25 protein-coding genes are annotated in these 21254 nt (G+C 43.0%); 15 read left to right on the top strand and 10 right to left on the bottom strand.

Translation table 11 applies throughout. The features are described from left to right. Positions 1 to 24: 24 nt before the first annotated feature. The 8 genes from AYJ08_RS17125 to AYJ08_RS24075 all read right to left on the bottom strand — a co-directional run bounded on the left by AYJ08_RS17125 (position 25) and on the right by AYJ08_RS24075 (position 6600). The gene (locus AYJ08_RS17125; protein WP_064018725.1) at positions 25 to 264 is read right to left on the bottom strand and encodes a hypothetical protein; all 240 of its coding nucleotides are present in this window, start codon (positions 262 to 264) and stop codon (positions 25 to 27) included. Between the two features lie 156 nt (positions 265 to 420). Next, on the bottom strand, positions 421 to 1215 hold the full coding sequence (lgt, locus tag AYJ08_RS17130) for a prolipoprotein diacylglyceryl transferase (protein ID WP_064018726.1): 795 nt from the start codon (positions 1213 to 1215) through the stop codon (positions 421 to 423). A 130-nt stretch (positions 1216 to 1345) separates the two neighbouring features. Further along, entirely contained in the window at positions 1346 to 2242 is an 897-nt protein-coding gene (gene ligD, locus AYJ08_RS17135) for a non-homologous end-joining DNA ligase (protein WP_064018727.1), read from the bottom strand. 291 nt (positions 2243 to 2533) lie between these two features. After that, the gene (locus AYJ08_RS17140; protein ID WP_064018728.1) at positions 2534 to 3472 is read right to left on the bottom strand and encodes an ATP-dependent DNA ligase; all 939 of its coding nucleotides are present in this window, start codon (positions 3470 to 3472) and stop codon (positions 2534 to 2536) included. A 56-nt stretch (positions 3473 to 3528) separates the two neighbouring features. After that, positions 3529 to 4251 (bottom strand): polymer-forming cytoskeletal protein, encoded by a 723-nt coding sequence (locus tag AYJ08_RS17145; protein ID WP_064018729.1) that lies wholly within the window; start codon positions 4249 to 4251, stop codon positions 3529 to 3531. Next, complete coding sequence (locus AYJ08_RS17150; protein WP_082891010.1) at positions 4252 to 4881, bottom strand: YhbD family protein; 630 nt, start codon at positions 4879 to 4881, stop codon at positions 4252 to 4254. It abuts the gene before it with no gap. Between the two features lie 520 nt (positions 4882 to 5401). Then, entirely contained in the window at positions 5402 to 6376 is a 975-nt protein-coding gene (gene ku, locus AYJ08_RS17155) for a non-homologous end joining protein Ku (RefSeq protein ID WP_064018731.1), read from the bottom strand. A gap of 80 nt (positions 6377 to 6456) precedes the next feature. After that, positions 6457 to 6600 carry a hypothetical protein gene (locus tag AYJ08_RS24075; protein ID WP_197490727.1) on the bottom strand — a complete coding sequence of 48 codons (144 nt, stop codon included), beginning with the start codon at positions 6598 to 6600 and terminating at the stop codon, positions 6457 to 6459. Positions 6601 to 7030: 430 nt separating this feature from the next. On the opposite strand from AYJ08_RS24075, the gene rsmD reads away from it, so the two are divergent. Next, positions 7031 to 7597 carry a 16S rRNA (guanine(966)-N(2))-methyltransferase RsmD gene (gene rsmD, locus AYJ08_RS17160; protein WP_064018732.1) on the top strand — a complete coding sequence of 189 codons (567 nt, stop codon included), beginning with the start codon at positions 7031 to 7033 and terminating at the stop codon, positions 7595 to 7597. A 1-nt stretch (position 7598) separates the two neighbouring features. Beyond that, the gene (gene coaD, locus AYJ08_RS17165; RefSeq protein ID WP_003336854.1) at positions 7599 to 8093 is read left to right on the top strand and encodes a pantetheine-phosphate adenylyltransferase; all 495 of its coding nucleotides are present in this window, start codon (positions 7599 to 7601) and stop codon (positions 8091 to 8093) included. A gap of 96 nt (positions 8094 to 8189) precedes the next feature. On the opposite strand, the gene ylbJ is transcribed toward coaD, so the two are convergent. Next, entirely contained in the window at positions 8190 to 9407 is a 1218-nt protein-coding gene (gene ylbJ, locus AYJ08_RS17170) for a sporulation integral membrane protein YlbJ (protein ID WP_064018733.1), read from the bottom strand. A gap of 133 nt (positions 9408 to 9540) precedes the next feature. On the opposite strand from ylbJ, the gene AYJ08_RS17175 reads away from it, so the two are divergent. Both AYJ08_RS17175 and AYJ08_RS17180 read left to right on the top strand, forming a co-directional pair. Further along, positions 9541 to 10374 carry a patatin-like phospholipase family protein gene (locus AYJ08_RS17175; protein ID WP_064018734.1) on the top strand — a complete coding sequence of 278 codons (834 nt, stop codon included), beginning with the start codon at positions 9541 to 9543 and terminating at the stop codon, positions 10372 to 10374. Next, a complete protein-coding gene (locus tag AYJ08_RS17180) occupies positions 10331 to 11419 on the top strand; it encodes a SepM family pheromone-processing serine protease (RefSeq protein WP_064018735.1) in 1089 nt (362 codons plus the stop codon). Before AYJ08_RS17175 ends, AYJ08_RS17180 begins: the two co-directional genes overlap by 44 nt. A gap of 15 nt (positions 11420 to 11434) precedes the next feature. On the opposite strand, the gene AYJ08_RS17185 is transcribed toward AYJ08_RS17180, so the two are convergent. Continuing rightward, a complete protein-coding gene (locus tag AYJ08_RS17185) occupies positions 11435 to 12667 on the bottom strand; it encodes a nucleotidyltransferase (RefSeq protein ID WP_064018736.1) in 1233 nt (410 codons plus the stop codon). Positions 12668 to 12834: 167 nt separating this feature from the next. Here AYJ08_RS17185 and AYJ08_RS17190 point away from each other — a divergent pair, with 167 nt between their 5' ends. From AYJ08_RS17190 to AYJ08_RS23635, 11 genes are all read left to right on the top strand, one after another. Then, the gene (locus tag AYJ08_RS17190; RefSeq protein ID WP_003336859.1) at positions 12835 to 13353 is read left to right on the top strand and encodes a YceD family protein; all 519 of its coding nucleotides are present in this window, start codon (positions 12835 to 12837) and stop codon (positions 13351 to 13353) included. Between the two features lie 193 nt (positions 13354 to 13546). Then, positions 13547 to 13717, top strand: a complete 171-nt coding sequence (gene rpmF, locus AYJ08_RS17195) for a 50S ribosomal protein L32 (RefSeq protein ID WP_018670782.1) — start codon at positions 13547 to 13549, stop codon at positions 13715 to 13717. Between the two features lie 173 nt (positions 13718 to 13890). Then, positions 13891 to 14457 (top strand): transcription factor FapR, encoded by a 567-nt coding sequence (fapR, locus tag AYJ08_RS17200; RefSeq protein WP_031413627.1) that lies wholly within the window; start codon positions 13891 to 13893, stop codon positions 14455 to 14457. Between the two features lie 32 nt (positions 14458 to 14489). Next, complete coding sequence (gene plsX, locus AYJ08_RS17205; protein ID WP_064018737.1) at positions 14490 to 15503, top strand: phosphate acyltransferase PlsX; 1014 nt, start codon at positions 14490 to 14492, stop codon at positions 15501 to 15503. Then, positions 15500 to 16513: a beta-ketoacyl-ACP synthase III gene (locus AYJ08_RS17210; RefSeq protein ID WP_031413629.1), complete on the top strand. Its 1014-nt coding sequence runs from the start codon at positions 15500 to 15502 to the stop codon at positions 16511 to 16513. The genes plsX and AYJ08_RS17210 overlap by 4 nt, the downstream gene beginning before the upstream one ends. A 33-nt stretch (positions 16514 to 16546) precedes the next feature. After that, complete coding sequence (fabD, locus tag AYJ08_RS17215; protein ID WP_064018756.1) at positions 16547 to 17503, top strand: ACP S-malonyltransferase; 957 nt, start codon at positions 16547 to 16549, stop codon at positions 17501 to 17503. Further along, on the top strand, positions 17503 to 18243 hold the full coding sequence (gene fabG, locus AYJ08_RS17220) for a 3-oxoacyl-[acyl-carrier-protein] reductase (RefSeq protein WP_197490738.1): 741 nt from the start codon (positions 17503 to 17505) through the stop codon (positions 18241 to 18243). Before fabD ends, fabG begins: the two co-directional genes overlap by 1 nt. 52 nt (positions 18244 to 18295) lie before the next feature. Further along, positions 18296 to 18529, top strand: coding sequence for an acyl carrier protein (acpP, locus tag AYJ08_RS17225; protein ID WP_003336866.1), 234 nt, complete (start codon positions 18296 to 18298; stop codon positions 18527 to 18529). A gap of 131 nt (positions 18530 to 18660) precedes the next feature. Then, a complete protein-coding gene (gene fabF / locus AYJ08_RS17230) occupies positions 18661 to 19902 on the top strand; it encodes a beta-ketoacyl-ACP synthase II (protein WP_031413633.1) in 1242 nt (413 codons plus the stop codon). A 33-nt stretch (positions 19903 to 19935) separates the two neighbouring features. After that, complete coding sequence (gene rnc, locus AYJ08_RS17235; protein ID WP_051870471.1) at positions 19936 to 20625, top strand: ribonuclease III; 690 nt, start codon at positions 19936 to 19938, stop codon at positions 20623 to 20625. Positions 20626 to 20774: 149 nt separating this feature from the next. Further along, positions 20775 to 20981, top strand: a complete 207-nt coding sequence (locus AYJ08_RS23635) for a hypothetical protein (RefSeq protein ID WP_157452886.1) — start codon at positions 20775 to 20777, stop codon at positions 20979 to 20981. The last annotated feature ends 273 nt before the right edge of the window (positions 20982 to 21254 follow it).

Genomic DNA, 21254 nt, shown 5'->3' on the forward strand with positions numbered 1-21254 from the left:
AATAGTAAGACTACAAGCTAAAAGCTAGGACACTCCTGTTAAGCGTTGCCAGAGAGTGGGCCTAGCTTTTATTTCTATTTTTTGGATGGAATGAAATGGAATATAACACAGATTTTTTTGACATAGCAAGATTCCAGCACTGTCAAAATCATAAAGTAGCCCTTCTTCTGTATGATGAGCGGGGAGCGTATTCGAAGTGTCGGCTAGCTGATAATGCACAATTACAACGTGATCTAAATATTCTTCTAACAGTTCAATAGTCATTTTTTCAGACCTTCCTTATCAGAAATGCCAGTCGATTATGACTGTATATCCAGTATGACCTGTTTCTATTTTTTTTAAACGAGTAACAGCTCTTCTGCAAATAACAAAAGCACCCGGCCCCTTTTACTGGGACAGAGTGCTTTATCTTGGGTCTTGCTACATACTATCTTTTTGCTTGGAACCGATCTTTTTTTGTCTACGATAGCAGTAAACTAGTACAATGAAGCCTACAACCATCAAAACAAGGCTCATTACTTGGGCAATGCGTAAAGGTCCGAGATACAAGGAGTCTGTACGCATTCCTTCAATAAAGAAACGGCCAAATGAGTATAAAATCAGGTAACTGCCTAAAATTTGTCCATCAAATTTTTTGAACTGGTACAGCATCAATAATAAGAGGGCAACGACAAGTATATTCCACAAGGATTCATACAAGAAAGTAGGATGGTAGTATTGACCTTGGATGAACATTTGTTCACGGATAAAGGCAGGGAAGTGAGACATGAATGCGGCAGAAGCTACATCCCCATGTGCTTCCTGATTCATAAAATTACCCCAACGACCGATGGCTTGACCCAAGATAACACTAGGCATCATAGCATCTGCTAATGTAAGGAAAGGCAGGTTGTATTTTTTTATATACAAAGCACCAGCGATAAATCCGCCAATGAGTCCTCCGTGGATTGCCAGACCACCATTCCAGACCTTAAAGATATCGAGCAGGTTCTCTTTATACGTGCTCCACTCAAAGGCTACGTAATAAAGACGAGCACAAACGATAGCGGCAGGAATAATCCAGACCACCATGTTTAAAATGTGATCGGGATCTATACCAGAGCGCTTGGCATTATAACGCGCGAGATATGTTCCTACCAAAAAAGCAGTCCCCATAATAAGTCCATACCAATGGACATCTAAGCTTCCGATGGAAAAGGCAATCGGATCATACAAAGTGAATCTCCTCCTCATGTTTACTCATGGGGAAAGTATAACATAGAATACACACGTATTTCCTCCTCCATTCTCACGAAAGCTGTTTTTCTATCAAGATAAGGATTGGAACAAAAAATCCGTATATGTCTTAGCTTAATATATCTAAAATATGGTCTAAAGTAGATCGATTTTCTCGCTGTTGTAAGGGAAGAAATGAGTCTCCTTTTTGTTTGACCCGTTCAGGCATTGTGTGGATGGTAAAATCACTGGGATGTACACTCTCTATTTCCGACCAGCTTAAAGGGGCGGAGACTGTTGCTAGCTCTTTGGCTCTGGTGGTGTAGGGAGCGGGTAATGTTTTGCCGCGCCAATGCTGTAAGTAATCGAGATATAACTTCGTTCCTCGATTCTTCGTTAGACGTTCGATGGTTAATGTTTTAGGATACTTTTGCGTCAGATAGTTACAAATAAATTCTCCTACCTTTCGAGTTTGTTCGAAAGCATAGCCTGGATGAATAGGAATATACACTTGGATACCACTGGCCCCCGATGTTTTGGGATAGCTGTTGAGCTGTAGCTCATCCAGAATCTCTTTTAGATACAAACTAGCTTCTATTGCATCTCTAAATTCGGGAGTGGACGGATCAAGATCAAAAACCAACTCAGTAGGCCATTCCTGTTGATAGGTATGAAAAGCAACGTGCCATTCTAATACAGCCTGATTGGCCATCCAGATCAATGTGGCAGTATCATTTAACAATGCATAGGTGACAGAGCCATCTACAGCACGTGGAATCCACTCTGGTGCATAATCTGGAAGATTTTTTTGATAAAACGATTTATCCTCGACTCCATGCGGATAGCGAATCACAGTTAAAAATCGATCAGTTGTATAAGGGAGCAAATAAGGAGCCATTTGTATGAGATATTGTAAATAGATGAGTTTGGTTACGCCGGCTTTAGGCCAAAGAGGCTTATCGGGATTGGTGATAACTAGCTCTTTTCCTTCGATATCTAAACGATACTCTTTCGCAGCAATCGCCAAGGAATATACACCTCCTGCTATTCGGATGTGCCTTATTCTTCCCGATATTTCTGTATTTGCTTCACAGAGTCCGCTTCTTTTTTGTCCGGATCAAAAAGCTTATGCTCTTGTAGTCGTATGATCAAGATGGGGAATAACGAAAACCTGTATTTCTTTCAGGATTTGGTGGCATTTTAATCGACGAACTAGCCTCAGGCTTTATAAAATTTGCTGGGAAGAGAATAAGATACATCTTTTCGAGTCTGATCAATACTAGATAAGAGTATGGCTTTGGAGGAATTTCAGCAAATATTACACATCAAATCGACATGACTGAGCTGGTACATCAACAAAGGCTTGAATACTTGGTTGTCGCAATGTTAAACCGCTTGTCCACTCAGCAAAATGCACTTTTACCGTTAGTTCAGGTGAAAGCCAACTGGCATCCTTATACCGATCGGGTCGATTCATGAAGGGCATCTCCTTTTGAAGGAGCGGCTTGATACCCTGTGTTAATGCTAACCAATCTGCGTTTGTCAGTTTTCCTGTACCAGCATGACCAATATAGTGTAAATGACCATCGGGTGTGTAGAGTCCTAATAGAAGTGAGTTGACCACCTGATCGCGAAACGTAACACCGCCTACAACAGCAATCAGATCACGGTAGTATTTTTTCTTTTGCCAACGCTTATCCTTTCCATTGATAAGGTAGCTACTTGTTAGATCTTTTAGAACAATGCCCTCTAATTGATGTTGTTGTACAACCTTATATAGTGCATGTCCGTCGGGATGACTGGTTACCAGCTGAATATGCTCAGAAGGCTCGATCCACTGCTGCAGCAGTTCCATTCGATCGTGTAGGGGAAGATGATTGACCCAGTCCCCATTAACAAATAGGATATCAAAGATCATATAAGTAATGGGAACCTGGGATTTTAGTTGAGATACCTTTTCAAGACGGCGAATTCCATCTCTACGCATTACTTCATGAAAGGATGGTTTTCCTGTAGAACCAAGGGAAATCACTTCACCGTCCAAAATGAGGGAAGTGGCTGAACTATACGTAGCCATATTTGTGATTTCAGGGTAGTGCCAGGTTCTTTCATTGCCTCTTCTGTTAAATAGCTGAACCTGTTGACCGTCAAAATATGTTAAGATGCGAACGCCGTCCCATTTAATCTGAGCTATCCATTCAGAGCCTTGAGGAATGCTTTCACATATGGTTGGTTCAAATGGGATGATTGGGTTCATATGCCACCTCATAACAATGGAATGATTGGATGTATAGATCGCTTTCTTAACAGTTCTTATTGTTGCTGAACTTTTTCCTTCACATTTGCTTTATCATCGCAAATAAGACTCGTTTTGTATTCTACTAGCTGGATGTCGCATCCAGGACCTAAGGTGATATGATTGCCGCGGACAATGGTGGCTTTGGTGTCTTCCAAATAAATATCGTCACCTTCGATAATATGTGTCGTTAGACTGTTGGAAAAAAACGGGCGAAGCAGGGAAGGGAGGAAGGAGCCGCGTCGTTTTACTTCTATATGCTCACCGCCTATTTCTTTTGCTCTGCATTCACCGCTTGGCTGAATATAAATTCGTCCCGCATTTAGTAATCCTTCTATTTGAAAGCAGCCATACGTCTGAAAGGACTCTGCTTCACAATCACCTGCAATTTTAGTATATCCACGTACTCTCATCTCTTCTGCATGGCAGGAGCCATCAACCAAAATACTGCCATCAATGTTAATTTCCTGACCTTTAACCTGACCATTGACTTTTGTATTACCACTAATTTTCAAGATTTGACTTTCTACGTTTCCATGAACCGAGGAGTTGCCTCGAACGACAAAGGTTTCAGACTCAACATCTCCATCCACCGTAGCATGCCCCGCGCAAGAAAATTCCTTACATGCAAGATCAGACGTGATTTTTGCACTGCCAGCTATTTTGACAGAATGAAAAGTTCCTCCGGGTATTTTCATGGAACCATTGATTACGAGATCATCGGGTTCTTTTCTTGACATTTACAATTCCTCCTTGAGTATGTCCCATTTCTGCTTCAAATTTTCAAGTAAAACAGGAAGAGAAAGACGGGCAACAATTCGAGCATGCTCTTCCCAAAATAGTTCTTCAGGGGATGGTGTGATTAAACAGATGGATACGCCCATTTTTCTAACAAGAATGAGCTCTGCCGTTTTCCCCTGTAAGGAAGCATAGTTAGCTGCATAGGTGCGCAGAACGGTTTTGGCTTCCTCTCGACTACACTCACCGCTGAGCAGTAATTGATCAACAGCATACAAGGACAAGACGATTTCAAAAGAGTATTCCTGCTGCTTGGCAAAGCATTCCTCATATAGCTCAAGTGAAGTTTGTGTAACAATGTTTCGAGAAAGGATCGTTTGTCTATCCATTGCATGATCTAAAGGAATAGGAGAGAACATATTTGCCAACTCATCTAGTGACAGATCATCCTTCAGACTTAGAATTTTGTTCACTCGATGCAGGATCTCCTGCTTAGGAAAAAAAGTCTCCTGCCCTGTAAAGGTTGACTTACGAATAAACCAGTCCTCGGGAATTAAATTTTTACGTTTCCAGCGGTAAAGCTGGCCGTAGGAGATTCCGGTTTGCTCTAGCAATTGTTTTTTTGAAAGCAATTCCTGATTAATCTGGGTGACCTCCTTTTATAAAGATAAGTAGTTTACTTTGTGCAAATGATCGTAACATAACAATGTTACGTTGTAAATGGATCAAAAGTGTATGAAAGTGCAAAAATAATTGCCGTAATTTATTTAGAATGATTATAATGTAGAAGGGAGGATGGTGATTCGTTTGAGCATTTTTAATTTTTCCGTACAAACAATGCATGAGGAAACGGTGTCATTAGAACGTTATAAAGGCAAGGTCTTACTTATTCACAGGCATCTGGCCGACTTTTACATATGTTTTTACAAGAAAAGTTCCTGAGACATTGACGGATGACTCTATAAAATGGAATTTCACGAAATTTTTAGTGGATCGAGAAGAGAAGGTAGTGGGGCGTTTTGAGTCGCCTGTTGAGCCAATGGATTTAGAAGCTCCAATTAAGGATGTATTATAGACATACTAGCTACCCTAGAAAGTAAAAATGAAAAAGCTGAGAGCAACAAGCTGGGCCCTCAGCTTTTTCGTTATGATTTACGAATTCGGTGTCTGTGTTTTCTTTCGTCGCAAGGCTTTCGTTACACTGGTAGTGCTTGTATCAGGGGATAGCTTAGTTGTAGCCGCAGTTGTAGATGCTTTGCTTTTCTTTTTGGAATTCTGAGCAATAGGCCGCGGCTCAGGATATCGTTCCACGATGTCACGATTCTCATTTGTTTCTTTTGGTGCCAGGCCTTCAGGTGCTTCAGCTTGCGCCAGGCTTTCCTTTAATGCCTGCATGAGATCAATGACATTAGCGCGTGGTGCGGAAGGCGCTGTTGCCACCTCTTTACCTTCCAGCTTTTTCGTAATGAGCTCTTGTAGATGCTGTCGGTACGTATCTTGGTATTGTTCAGGGTGGAAGGGACGAGACATGCTTTCGACTAATTGAATGGCCATAGCTAGCTCACTCTCGACTAGTGGTGCATCTGCTTGAGGGAGAGCTGGTACTTGAGCTAAGGAGCGTACCTCATCTGGATAGAAAATCGTTTCTAACACCATACCATTTTGATATATACGTAATACGGCCAAGCTTTCTTTATTCCGCAAGGTGATTCTAGCAATTGCGATTTTACCAGTCTGCTCCAAAGCGACCCGTAAGAGGGAATAAGCCTTTTCCCCTGTTTCCTGTGGAGAGAGGTAGTAGCTTTTATCGAAGTAAATGGGGTCAATTTCTGACAGTTGAACGAAATCGACAATTTCAATAGCCCGTTTCGTTTCTGGGGCGATTTTGTCCAAATCCTCGTCTTGAATCATAACAAAATTACCTTTTTCATATTCGTATCCTTTTATGATTTCATCGGAAGCTACTTCACGGTCACAGGTCGGGCAAACCTTGGAGTACCGAATGGGCGTGTGACACTCCTTATGCAATTGACGAAAACGAATATCGCGGTCTTCTGTTGCTGTAAACATACGAACAGGGATATTCACTAAACCAAAACTAATGGAACCTTTCCAAACGGTGTGCATAAAAAACGCCTCCTTATAGAAGTAGTATCCACAAGGAGGCATGATGTATTGGCATGTAACTTTTGGGACGTCAACAATATTTATTGGTTATGTTTCTTGGCATCAAGAAGATCCGCTTCCGATTGCATATCGCGGGCACGCTCGATATCAACACCAGTGCGATCCGCCTGCGATTGAGCTTTCGAGGCTTTGAGCTTACGTTCTGATGGATTTTTAGCAGCCATGCTGGTTCTCTCCTTCTATTCTTTATGAATGGGGACGTTTACTAATATCTCTGTTTTGGACAAAAAAATACCTCACTTCTTCTTAAAAAGAGTGAGGCAGTCATTCAAGCTGTTTCCACGAGGGAAACCTGTCACCTTCATGCTCCTATCTACATGAGGTGTCAACTGAACTGACTTCAATTATGGGAGAGGAGAAACCGGAGGAAGAGCTTATGGGGAAACGTAAGTCTTCTCCGCGGTTGTCAGCGACACCATAGCATCGCTTGTAACACATTTTTACCAGCAAACTGGTAAGTTATACATTCTGATTTATATTTTTTATCGTTTGGATTGAAAATTTTACGTTTTTCCTTCCTATATGGTAGTATGAAAACTACTGTCTCACAAAAAAAGTGTGACAACGGATATGTATACAAGTTAGGTGAAGAAAATGAGAGTGATTTCAGGAGAACATAGAGGTCGTCCGCTAGCTGCCGTGCCTGGTACAAGCACAAGGCCCACAACAGACAAGGTAAAGGAATCCATCTTTAACATGATCGGACCATATTTTGATGGAGAATGGGCGTTGGATCTATATGCAGGGACAGGAGGCTTAGGGATTGAAGCTCTTAGTCGTGGGGCTGCAAAGGCCATTTTTGTAGACAGTGACAACAAAGCTTTTAACACGGTCAAACAAAATCTTAAAACATTGCGATTGAATGAGCAGGCAGAGGTTTATAAAATTGATTCAGCACGTGCCCTTAAGGTACTTTCTACTCGTGGGGTGCAATTTGATTTAGTATTTCTTGATCCTCCTTATGCAAAGCAAAAGCTTGAGCAAGAGATTGAACTACTCCAACAACTACATATAGTAGCCGCTGATGCTTGGATTGTGACCGAGCATGATGCAAAGCTAACTTTACCTGAACAGATTGGAATGTGTGAGCAATTTCGTTGCTCTACTTATGGAGATACGAGAGTTACTATTTATCGCTATATAGTGGAAGGAGATTCCTAGCATGAGAATAGCAGTTTGCCCAGGCAGTTTTGATCCGGTCACGTATGGGCATCTAGATATCATTAAGCGTGGAGCTAAAATTTTTGACAAGGTTATTGTGGCTGTACTGGTTAATTCAAATAAAAAGCCGTTATTTACATTAGAAGAGCGCATGGCATTATTACGCGAAGTAACAGCCGAGTATTCTAATGTAGAAGTAGATACCTTTAATGGCTTGTTGGTTGATTATATGCAAAGAAAAGAGGCTCGGGTCTTGTTAAAGGGCTTACGGGCAGTATCTGATTTTGAATATGAAATGCAGATGGCCTCTATTAATCGCAAGCTGGACGAGGAGATTGAAACACTGTTTGTCATGACGAATAATCAATATTCTTTCTTGAGTTCAAGCATCGTAAAGGAGCTTGCCAAGTATGATGCCAATGTAACTGATTTGGTGCCCCCGATTGTAGAGCAATCGATGCGGTTAAAGTTTCAGGAATTGCAGGGAAACAGCTAGAAATGGTTGCTAGCCGGCCTGTAGGGGAAGGTTTCAATAAATGGGTAAGGAACGTGGGTTTCTTACCCTTCCTTTATTTGTATACATATTAGGTCATTATTGCTTCCAAAGCTTGTGCAATAAAAAACAAATTAAAAATAAGACAATTGCGATACAAGCTGCAATGGTGCTCATTTGAGAAAAAATAAGCCACCACGATTTAGCCTGAAGTAAGTGCTCGCTAGGTAAAAATGCTGGGATGCTTGTATTTACATTTTGCGTGATGATCGTAAGTGGTTTCCAGAACACGATGGTTAACACCGCTGCAAAAATAGCATGGATAGCCCGCCCGATGAGATAAGGCTTCACGCTAATATCCGTTTTGCTTAAAATGCTTGCAATTTGCGCATGGACGCTCAGACCGCCCCAAGATATGATGGCAGCGGTAATAGCTGCTTTGACCATCATAGAGATATCCTGAATTTCACTAGTATTTTGAGCACCCATTGTTACTTCAAATAACCCAGCCAAGCCAGCCTTACCCATCGCATCTGTAAATCCAAACGGGCCCAGCAATAAAAAGAGAACCCGGTTTAAGAAGCTGGTAATGCCAACGGTCTGCATCATTTGAAGCAAGACCGAGAACATGATAATAAAGCCCCCGACCACCATTAGGGTTTGTAGAGCGGATTGCACGGCATCTCCCATTAGCTTGCCAAAGGGGCGATTATCACTGAGTCTGGCACGATGCATAGCTTGTAAGGCCCGGTAGAGTAAGGGATGCTGTGATTTTTCATAAATCGCTGTAATGGGGGAAACAGGGGAGTACATACGATAAAGCATGCCAAGCAGGATTGCAGCACTATAATGGGTAAAGGCGATTACATATCCGAGCTGTTCACTGTTAAAAAAACCAACGGCTACTGCACCGATAACAAAAAGTGGATCTCCCGTAGTAGCAAAGGTAACGAGCCTCTCCCCTTCAACTTTTGTAATGTGGCCTTTCTCTCGTAAACGCGTAGTTAGATTGGCTGCGACTGGATAGCCGGAAGAGAACCCCATTGTCAGCACGAACCCTCCTGTACCAGGGACATTGAATAGAGGACGCATCAGTGGCTCCAGTAATACCCCGATAAAATGAACAACACCAACTCCCATCAGAACCTCCGATACAAATATAAAGGGGAGAAGAGCAGGAAAGACGACTTCCCACCAAATGTTTAAGCCGCGAACGGCAGCTTGAAAGGAAGGCTCCGGATTAATAATAAGTACGAAAACCAAAAGGAGCGACAAAATCGCTAAACTAATTGTGAGATAAGGAGAACGATGCGACATATAACCCTCCCGGATGTAAGCGTTAGTACATGTCTACGTTGGAGAGGTACAAACTATTCATACTCTCTACTAGCTAAAAAATGAATGGAGAAGTGGGCTGTTTTCATATGATTGAGGGGAGGAGGCGTTTTTTATGACAGACAAGAAACGACCAACCATTGGTTTAGCACTTGGAGCGGGTGGTGCCCGCGGATTTGCTCATATCGGCATTCTAAAGGTACTTGAAGAGCATGATATTCCTGTTGATTTTATAGCAGGAAGCAGTATGGGGAGCTTGGTAGGGGCCTTTTATGCAAATGGAATTCGACCAGACATGATGGAGAAATTGGCAATAAATTTAAAGCGCAAGCACTGGTTAGATTTAGTGGTCCCTCATATGGGATTGGTAGCTGGTCAAAAGATAAAAGAAATCATTCGCTTATTAACTCATGGCAAAAATATTGAAGAGCTTCAAATTCCCTTAGCAATTGTAGCAACTGATATAGAGACGGGAGAGCGAGTTGTTTTTACAGAGGGACCTGTAGATATTGCTGTGCGTTCCAGTATTGCTATGCCAGGAATTTTTGTGCCAGAGCGGGTAAATGGCAGAATGCTGGTGGATGGAGGTGTAATTGATCGAGTGCCGATAACGGTTACGAAAGAAATGGGGGCTGATCTAGTTCTGGCCATTGATGTAGCGAATTTTGACACCAAGATGAAAGTATCAAGCATCTTTGATGTGATTGCTCAAACGATAGATGTAATGGAACGTGAAATTTTGCGCCATAGGATGCTATCAGCAGATTTAGTGATCCGTCCAGAGGTAGGTCATATCGGTAGCTTGTCTTTTACACAAATAGATTCGATTGTCGAATTAGGAGAGATAGCGGCTCGAAAGCATATTGATCAGATTAAAGAGATGATAAAGAATTGGGAGGAAACAGATGCAAAACGAAAATCAATCGAACGAGCGCTTAAGACGAACTAATAAACGGAATGTAGCCGTCCTGGCAGCTATGATCATTATGATTCTGGTGGTCATTAGTACCTATATACCTATGCCTTATTATGTACAGCGCGCTGGAACGGCTAAAGAGCTTTCGCCTATGATTACCGTAGAAGGCGGCGTAAAGGATGAGAAGGGCACATTTATGCTGACCACTGTACGAATGTCCCGAGCAACACCTTTAACGTATCTATATGCACAATTTTCTAAGGATGCTGATCTTATTTCCGATAAATTTATTACAGCGCAGGGTGAAAGCGATAAGGATTATGCAAAACGAGAGCTGTTGGTGATGCAGCGATCTCAGCAGGTTGCAGAAGCGGTCGCCCTGAAAAAAGCTGGCTATCCAGTCAAAATGGAGGATCAAGGAGTGTTAGTCTTGTCTGTTATGGATGGCTTTCCTGCTAAAAACGTGTTAAAGGTGGGAGATGTCATTACCTCGATGAACAACAAGCCGGTTAAAAATAAGAATGATCTATTCCTCTTATTGGAAGGTAAGAAGGCAGGCGATGCTATTCAACTACAATTTAAACGGGATGGAAAACAAGAACAGGCCGAATTGATTCTGGCGCAATTACCCGAAAACAATGGAGCAACATCCCATCGAGCTGGGTTTGGTATTACACCGCAGGATCAAAAGCGCATCCTATTTGATAAGAAAATTACGATTGCCGCTAATAATATTGGTGGGCCGTCCGCAGGCTTAATGTTTACCTTGGAAATCTATAATCAATTGCGTCCAGAAATCGATATCACGCGTGGCTATCGTATTGCTGGAACGGGTGAAATGAATTCCGATGGTACTGTAGGAAGAATCGGTGGTATCAATCACAAGGTTATCGCCGCTGATACCGCAGGAGCAGAAATTTTCTTTGCGCCAAACGATACAAGCGGCGATAAATCAAACTATGAAGCAGCGGTGGAAACGGCGAAACGTATTCATACCTCTATGCGTATTGTTCCAGTAAAAACGGTAGATGATGCACTACAATACCTTCAACACCTAAAGCCCAAGGGAACAGAGTAAAAGAAACTACTTCTCTTACTCAGGTGTGATTTGTAAAGGAATCCGGCGATATTCTTCCAAAAAGGGCTGCTCGATTTGAGTCGAATGAGCCAAACGGTACAAAGCACTTGAGCGAATATCAACATCAAGCATAGGGTGCAATCCGTCCCTTACATTCGTGTAGAGGGGGATTGCACTTTTTTGTTTAGCCTGCTGAAGTAATTCTCTTCCCTTCTGGCTGAACCCAAGTACACGGGCGTATGAGGCGCCATGGCGGAGGTTGAAAGCAGATATCTGTTCTTTTTTCACATCGAGTAGCACGTTAAGCAACATACGTTGAATGCGATTTTGCGTATATCGTTTACTTTTAGCAGAGGTAATCATCTGTGCAACTGTTTTTGATCGCCGTGCCGATTCAAGGAGCCGATATTCCATTCCTTCTTCTACTTCATGATACGTAGCAAGCTCTTGTGCAGTGAGCTGTAACAGACGATGGAATAGAGGATGAGCGAAATTTTCCCACGTCATAGGACAACGTCCAGAAAGTCGTTCACGTTGCAACACATCTACAGTAGCTCTCGGTACGTATCCGGTGACTGCTTCTATATTTTGCTGTTGCTCTGTCAATATTTTTCGCAAAGCGGTAGCGCTTGCTATCTGCTCGTCTGTGATTGTTTCTTGATGATAGCCTGCTTTTTGACGTTGGATGGTGACAGGTACAATTTTGCTGTTTAACCTAGCCAGTGATAGGAGATAGTTAAAACCGAGTATATTATTTGGTTGATCGAGAGCTGCGCCGTGAATGCCGTGATCGGTGAGGTACGTGTGAGCCGCTTCAGCGTATGCCTTAGGGTAAGGAAGACCATCGCGTAACCCTGCTTTTAGTAAATGAGAAAATTCAGGTGCTTCATGCGCGAGCAGCTGTGCCGCTTGTTTCATCCAGCTAATGTCTCCGCACTCCGAACCAAAGCATAGCGTATCAACTACTCCGATGCGATCTAACAGCGAGACCGCGCCATGGGCAAACAACTCAGCGTTCGAGGTGGCAAAGAGTGTAGGGAGTTCAATTACCAAATCAACACCTAAACGCAGAGCCATTTCCGTACGAGCCCATTTCGAGACGATGGCAGGTTCACCTCGTTGTAAAAAGTTGCCGCTCATGACGGCGACGCAGGCATCAGCTCCTGTCATTTTTTTCGCTAATGCAAAATGAAGCTTGTGTCCATTGTGCAAAGGGTTGTATTCTACTATAAGGCCCACTGATTTCATTTGTAAAAACTACATCCTTTCTACCAGAACCTATCTGTACTGGTAGTGTAGACAAGTTCATTTGTTCTGGCAAATTCTATTTGCAGCCGATAAGGTGTCAAGGAAAATAGGTTGACAAAGATGTAGGCAAAAGCTATAATCATCTTTGTTGTGCATGAGGTGATAACATGAATATTAAATTAATAGAATTGCACCACAGAAAAGGAGAACCACTTCCTTTTCAAACAAACTTGGATTCCCAGGATTTAAAGAAGCGTCATCAAGAGATTCGAGACTTATCACCTGTTACTGTTACAGGAGAGGCTATGGAGCTCGGTGGCTTAATCTATATCAAGGGAGAAATACAAGCAGAAGCTAAGTTCGTTTGTGCGCGTTGCTTGACACCGTACACGGAACAGCTTTCGATTCCTTTTTCTGAAACCTTTGCGCCGAATACATCCGATATCGAATTTGATGAGGATAGCGATATTCATCAGGTGACTGGCGAAGAGATCGAGTTGGACCCGTTCCTGGAAGAAGACTTCCTGTTGTCAATTTCAGCATTCCCATTGTGCTCCAAGGATTGTCAGGGACTGTGCGCGAGTTGCGGAATTAACCGCAATGAACAGTCATGCAATTGTTCCACAGAACGTATTGATCCGCGTTTAGAAGCCCTAAAGAAATTCTTCATTCAAGCAGAAGAATAAGCTTGTTTTCAAGATGAAGCGCTTCTCTTTGGATGAATTGCTTCATTTTTGAACGGGTTGGTCGATTCCTGTGAATTAGTCCTAACCCACATACATCGGTTCCACAGATAACCATTTCACTTACGGCTTTATGCCTTGAGTTTCTATATGGGGAACCTTCAGACATTTTGACTTCGAAGGAGGTGTAAGGAAGATGGCAGTACCTCAACGTAGAACTTCCAAAACTCGTAAAAGATTGCGTCGTACGCACTTCAAATTAGAGATTCCAGGTATGGTTAAATGCGATAACTGCGGCGAACACAAACTAGCTCACCGCGTATGCGCAAGCTGCGGAACTTACAAAGGTAAGAAAGTGGTTCAATAAGTAAGAGGCAAGGTGAGGTGATCACCTTGCTTTTTTTCTATTCAAACGGGAAAATCTAACGGATTACGTTATTTTTATGAATAGGGTTGTAAAAATGGCCTTCCTCCCGTATACTAATTTAGTACCTGGTATTAAAAACAACTCGTAAGCATAGATAGAAAAAGCTAAGGGGGGTGCCGAAAATCGCTCGCATAGCTAAGAGAGATCGTCAAAGACAGCTCGTGGATAGTCTAGAACGAAATCCATTCGCTACGGATGAAGATTTGGCCGCGATGTTTGATGTTAGCATCCAAACAATACGGCTGGATCGTTTAGAGCTAGGCATACCGGAATTACGTGAACGGATTAAATCCGTTGCAGAGAAAAGTTTGGATCCAGTCAAATCACTAGGAATTGAAGAGGTGATTGGCGAAGTAATAGATCTGCAACTGGATGATTATGGAATTTCTGTCTTAGAAATAACAGAGGAGCATGTGTTTACTCGAACACAGATTGCTCGTGGGCATTATATCTTTGCTCAAGCAAACTCCCTGGCGGTTGCTGTTATCGACGCGGATGTTGCTTTAACGGCTACAGCCCGCATGCGTTTTATTCGGCCTGTGAAGCAAGGCGAGAAGCTGGTTGCTAAGGCTGTGGTTCGTTCTACGGAAGGGGACGAAAGCAAGGTGCGCGTCGAAACGAAGGTTCAAGGGGAAAATGTGTTTACTGCTACGTTTAGGGTTTTTCGTATCCGTGAGTAGTAAGGTCAGGAAAAAACAGGAGGGAATTGTACTTGCGTATTTCACTTGATGCCATGGGGGGCGATCATGCACCCCGCAGTGCCGTAGAAGGCGCTTTGGAGGCTATCGCTGTTGAACCCTCCTTACAAATTGTTTTAGTTGGGGATGAATCAGCTATTGGCAGCTATCTGCCTACACCCCGTCCATCTAATATTGAAATTTTACATACAACAGAAAAAATAGCAACAGATGAAGAACCGGTCAAAGCTGTGCGCCGTAAAAAAGATTCTTCTTTAGTAAAAGCAGTAGAACTAGCACGTCAAGAGGAAGCAGAGGCGGTCATTTCTGCTGGCAACACCGGAGCATTGATGACAGCGGGCTTATTGATTACGGGACGCATGAAGGGAATTGAACGTCCGGCTCTAGCTGCGATGATTCCCAAAATCAAGGGTGGAGTTACATTGGTGCTTGATGTTGGCGCCAATATGGATGCTAAACCCCAACACCTCGTGCAATATGCTATTATGGGTAGCCTATATGTAGAAAAAGTGTTAGGCATAAAAAAGCCACGCGTTGGTCTACTGAATGTCGGTACAGAAGAAGCAAAAGGGAATGAACTGGCTAAAAGCACCTTTCCCTTGCTAAAGGAGAGTCCGGTACATTTTATTGGGAACGTAGAAGCGCGAGATTTACTAGAGGATGCTTGCGACGTACTAGTATGTGAAGGCTTCTCTGGCAACATTTTATTGAAAAACACAGAGGGAACGGCTTTAGCTATTTTCTCTCAGTTGAAGCGTGAGCTTACCTCAACCTTCATGAATAAACTGGCTGCTGCCATTTTAAAGCCAAGTCTAAAACGTTTTGCTAACCGCATGGACTATGCAGAGTACGGTGGTGCTCCGATGCTTGGATTGAAACGACCTGTCTTTAAGGCGCATGGTTCATCCGATGCAAAAGCATTTAAAAATGCCCTGCTAGCAGCGGCGCGTTTTTGCAAGTCTGATGTCAATCAGCTCATCTTAAAGGAGCTACAGATCGATCATAGCGGAAAAGGGGAAAAAGAATGAATGGATTACGTCCTGTAGGGATCCTGGCAACAGGCTCCTATACACCTGATAAAGTGTTAAGTAATGCCGATTTGGAAAAGATGGTGGAAACCTCTGACGAATGGATTACCTCTCGTACAGGGATTCGTGAACGTCGAATTTGTGCGGAAGATCAAGCTTCTTCAGACCTAGCCTATGAAGCTGCCGTGAGAGCGCTGAACAAGGCAAACATCAGTGCTGAAGACATTGACATGATTATTGTGGCAACAGTAACTCCAGACCATTCCTTTCCATCTACATCATGCATATTACAAGAAAGATTGGGTGCTAAGAAAGCGTCGGCTATCGACCTTTCCGCAGCATGCACTGGATTCATTTACGGGGTGACGACTGCTACACAATTTATCGCGAACGGCATGTATCGTTATGTGCTGGTTATCGGGGTAGAGTCATTATCCAAAATCACAAACTATGAAGATCGTAATACATGCGTTCTGTTTGGTGACGGCGCAGGAGCGGCTGTTCTTGGTCCTGTTCCAGAGGGAATGGGCTTTAAAGCCTTTGACCTAGGTGCGGATGGATCAGGTGCTAAGTTGCTAACTCTTCCAGGTGGCGGTTCTCGTTACCCAGTTACAAAAGAAACCGTAGAGAACAAAATGCACTATTTGACCATGACTGGCAACGAGGTTTTTAAATTTGCTGTACGTGTAATGAACAGTGCAACTGAAACAGTGTTAACAAAAGCAGGACTAGAAAAGGAAGCAATCGATCTTTTGGTACCACATCAAGCGAATTTACGTATCATTGATTCGGCTGTGAAACGTTTTGGTTTGTCAGAGGATAAAGTGGTAATTAACTTAGATCGCTATGGAAATATGTCGTCTGCCTCTATTCCCGTTGCGTTGGATGAAGCTATCCAAGAGGGAAGAGTTAAAGAAGGAGACAATGTTATTCTCGTTGGCTTTGGTGGCGGCTTGACTTGGGGAGCAGCACTGCTCACATGGTGCACACGTGAGCAAAACGACGAATAATGCGAAGTACACAGGGATTGGAGTCGAATGGATTTGAATAAACTAGCATTTGTTTTTCCAGGACAAGGCTCTCAGTTTGTTGGAATGGGAGCGCAGTTATGTGAAGAATCATCAGCGGCAAAAGCGATTTTTAGTCAGGCGGATGAAGCACTAGGTTTCTCGCTTTCACATCTTTGCTACGAAGGACCTGAAGAGGAGCTGCGTTTGACAGTAAACACGCAGCCAGCTATTTTGACCATGAGCGTTGCTGTTCTTAAGGTTTTACAAGAAAAATGCCCTGATCTGAAGCCGGATTTCGTGGCAGGACACAGTTTGGGCGAATATTCTGCACTGGTAGCCGCAGGAGCAATCAGCTTTACCGATGCTGTAAAAACCGTGCGTGCACGTGGACAATATATGGAACAAGCAGTGCCTGCTGGTCAAGGAGCTATGGCGGCCGTGCTTAATATGGATCGCCAAAAGTTGCGAAGCATATGTGAACAAGTTACCGAAGCCGGATACCCTGTTCAGCTTGCAAATATGAATTGCCCAGGGCAAATTGTCATTTCAGGTAGTGCTGAAGGTGTAGAAAAAGCAGGAGTACTGGCAAAAGAAGCGGGCGCTAAGCGCGTCATGCCACTAAATGTTAGCGGACCTTTCCATTCTTCCTTGATGCAACCAGCCGCTGAGCTTTTACAGGCTGTTTTAGCAGATATCGAAATAAACGATGCCAATGTACCAGTAGTGACGAATGTTGCAGCACGTCCTGTGACGAATTCTAGCGAAATTGCTACGAGCTTGGTTGAACAGGTATCTTCTCCTGTTCTTTGGGAGGATTCAGTTGCTTGGATGATCGAGCAAGGCGTCACTATGTTTATTGAGATCGGTCCCGGAAAAGTATTAGCTGGTTTGGTGAAAAAAATTGCACCAAAAGAAGCCAACATAAAAATCTTTAGCCTGCAAGACATGGATTCACTTACTGAATTCGTTGGAGGAGGAGAAGCATGTTAATGTTAGAAGGTAAAGTAGCTTTGATTACAGGGGCTTCTCGTGGTATCGGTCGTGCCATCGCACTAAAATATGCGGAAGCTGGAGCCAATATCATCGTTAATTATTCAGGAAACGAAGCGAAAGCTCAGGAAACAGTAACCGAAATCGAAAAATTGGGTCGTGAAGCAATTATGATTCGCGCCAATGTAGGAAATACGGAAGAAGCGGAGAATATGGTAAAAGAAGCACTAGAGCGCTTTGGAAAAATCGATATTCTCGTAAATAACGCAGGAATTACTAGAGATAATCTCTTAATGCGCATGAAAGAGTCAGAATGGGATGAGGTTATCAACGTTAATTTAAAAGGCGTATTTAATATGACAAAAGCGTTGACTCGTCCAATGATGAAACAGCGCAGTGGAAGCATTATCAATATTACATCGGTTGTAGGTGTATTGGGTAACGCAGGACAGGCTAACTATGTGGCTGCCAAGGCTGGAGTCATTGGCTTAACCAAAACCACTGCTCGTGAACTCGCTTCCAGAAACATTAAGGTAAACGCTATTGCTCCAGGATTTGTTGACACTGATATGACAGATGTTCTACCGGAAGACGTTAAGAGCGGAATTTTAGCACAGATTCCATTTAACCGTCTTGGATCAGCTGACGAAATTTCTAGTGTGGCACTTTTCCTAGCATCTGATGCCTCTAGCTACATGACAGGTCAAACTTTACATGTAGACGGCGGTATGTATATGTAAACTGGTTTTTACAAGGGACATCCCGTATAATACGTGAGAGGGGGTGAAGTAAGTGGCAGAAATTCTTGATCGTGTAAAGAAAATCGTCATTGACCGTTTAGGCGTAGACGAAGATAAAGTAACGTTGGAAGCTTCTTTCAAAGAAGATCTAGGGGCAGACTCCCTTGATGTTGTTGAGCTTGTTATGGAATTAGAAGACGAGTTCGACCTAGAGATCTCTGATGAAGATGCAGAAAAAATTACTACTGTGGGTGAAGTAGTTAATTACATATCTTCCCACAAGTAATCGCTAAGGAGGGGCTCCGTTTCGACGGGGCTTCTCCCTTTACGCAAATAAGTGATTTTTTCAACAAACGATACGTTACTAATAATGTTAAGCTAGGATGCGCAAGCTGATTTATATAGAGGTGAATGAACATGAGACGTAGAGTAGTCATTACGGGTTTTGGGTGTATAACCGCACTTGGAAAAGACCCAGAAACTCTTTGGAAGAACCTGCTTGCAGGTAAATCAGGGATCAGCCGGATTGAGAATTTTGACCCAACCGATTATCCTACAAAAATTGCAGCAGAAGTTAAAGATTTTGATCCCGAACAATATATGGACAAACGAGAAGCACGTCGGATGGATCGTTTCGTGCAGTTTGGTCTAGCAGCAGCGAAGGAAGCAGTGAAAAACGCAAATTTGACCATTACTGAGGAGAATGCTGAGCGTATCGGTGTCTATATTGGTTCAGGAATAGGTGGACTTAGTACATGGGAAGAACAACATCAAATTTTGGTGGAGAAGGGTCCGCGTCGCGTTAGTCCGTTCTTTATTCCCATGCTAATCGCTAACATGGCTTCTGGAATTGCTTCTATCGAGCTAGGTGCAAAGGGTCCAACCTCGAGTGCAATCACTGCATGTGCAACAGGTACGAATTCAATTGGTGACGCTTTCCGTCTCATTCAGTTCGGTCAAGCTGATGTTATGATTACAGGTGGTACAGAAGCGACAATTCGTCCGATGGGTATGGCTGGATTTTGTTCATTAAAGGCAATGTCTACTCGCAATGACGAGCCACAAAAGGCAAGTCGCCCTTTTGATCAAGGTCGAGATGGTTTTGTTATGGGTGAAGGTGCTGGAGTATTGATTTTGGAAGAGCTAGAGCATGCTAAACAGCGCGGAGCAACCATTATTGCCGAGGTAGTTGGCTATGGCATGAGTGCTGATGCGTTCCATATTACTGCTCCGGATGAAAATGGGGACGGTGCACGACGCTGTATGTTAAATACGTTAAAGGATGCTGGTGTATCTCCAGAGCAAGTGGACTACATCAATGCACATGGTACATCTACTCCAGCCGGTGATGTGGCTGAAACAAAAGCAATTAAGAGCCTGTTTGGTGAACACGCCTACAAGCTAGCTGTGAGTTCTACCAAATCAATGACAGGTCATTTGCTGGGAGCGACAGGAGCTATCGAAGCGATGGCGACAGCTTATGCTCTGCGTGATCAGATTTTACCTCCAACCATCAACTTAGAGAACCCTGACCCGGAATGCGATCTGGATTATGTACCAAACAAAGCGAGAGAGGCAAAGGTAGAATATGCTTTGTCTAACACATTTGGCTTTGGTGGGCATAATGCGACCATTCTTTTAAAACGTTATGCGGAGTAGGGCATGCATTCGGTGAGGGAAGGTGAGAGAGGGATGAATTTTAAAGAGCTGCAAGAAAAAATCGGAATCGTATTTACTGATGAGTCCTTGTTGCGGCAAGCATTCACCCATTCTTCCTATGTGAACGAGCAAAGGGGCAAACGGATTTCCGACAACGAACGCCTAGAATTTCTAGGCGATGCGGTGTTGGAGCTAACGGTCTCCCAATTTCTCTACAAAATGTTCCCGAAAATGAGTGAAGGTGAAATGACCAAGCTTCGTGCGGCGATCGTATGTGAACCGTCACTCGTTAAGTTTGCAGAGTTGCTTCAGTTTGGTGAACTGGTGCTATTGGGAAAAGGCGAGGAGCTTACAGGTGGGCGACAACGACCAGCTCTCCTTGCTGACGTTTTTGAAGCCTTTGTCGGCGCTTTGTACCTTGATCAAGGCTTGGATGCGGTTTTTCAATTCCTGGAAAAATATGTGTATCCGCGCATTGATAAAGGTGAATTTACACAAGTGACCGATTTTAAAAGTCAATTGCAAGAGCTTGTTCAACAGGACAGCTTGGGAGAAATCATTTATCGCATTTTGCAGGAGAGAGGACCTGCCCACAACCGTGAGTTCGTATCCGAAGTGATATTGAATGGAAATCAGTTGGGAGTAGGCTCCGGTCGTTCCAAGAAAGAAGCAGAACAACGCGCTGCTGCACTTGCTCTCATGAAAATTGAAACGAAAGCGTAACTTAAAAAATTGCTCAAAGCATGTTAAAAAACTAGGCTTCTACTTTGTGTGTTCTACAAGGTAGAAGCCTAGTTTTTTTACTGAAAAAGTTATTTGCAAATTATTTTGAAATCCTGTGTAAGTTTTTTCGAGAAAAGGAGTTTTATTATATGAACACACAAAAAGGTTCACAAACTGCGCAGTGCCCTTTTTGTCAGGAGGATAGCATCATGCATGATGACTCTGAGCTAATAAAGCTTGTGTTGCAAGGAAATCAACAAGCTTTCGCTCCTATTATTGATAAATACAAGGTAAAACTCTATTCCTTGATGAAACAGTCATTCGAGAAGGTAACCTCAATTGGACGGTGCCTCTAACTAAATAAGAAACATGCTTGGAGTAGCACAGACCAGACTAGTGTAGGTGTAGACTTTATAACAGCAGGCCCTTACTTTGGAAGAATACAAAGTAGGGGCTTTTTTACGTGCTACATGCAAGTAAGAAGAAAATAGGGTTCCAAAGTAAGAAATCCATAGAGAGTTTCTTAAAACATTGGAAAATCAGGTATTTCCCAAGTCACCCTACGCCAAATGGGTCATCTGTGATAAACTAGGAGAGTTAAAGAGGATTGAGTATGTTTAGGGGAGATT

This window comes from Brevibacillus sp. SKDU10, from assembly GCF_001645205.1.
Lineage (GTDB): Bacteria > Bacillota > Bacilli > Brevibacillales > Brevibacillaceae > Brevibacillus_B > Brevibacillus_B halotolerans.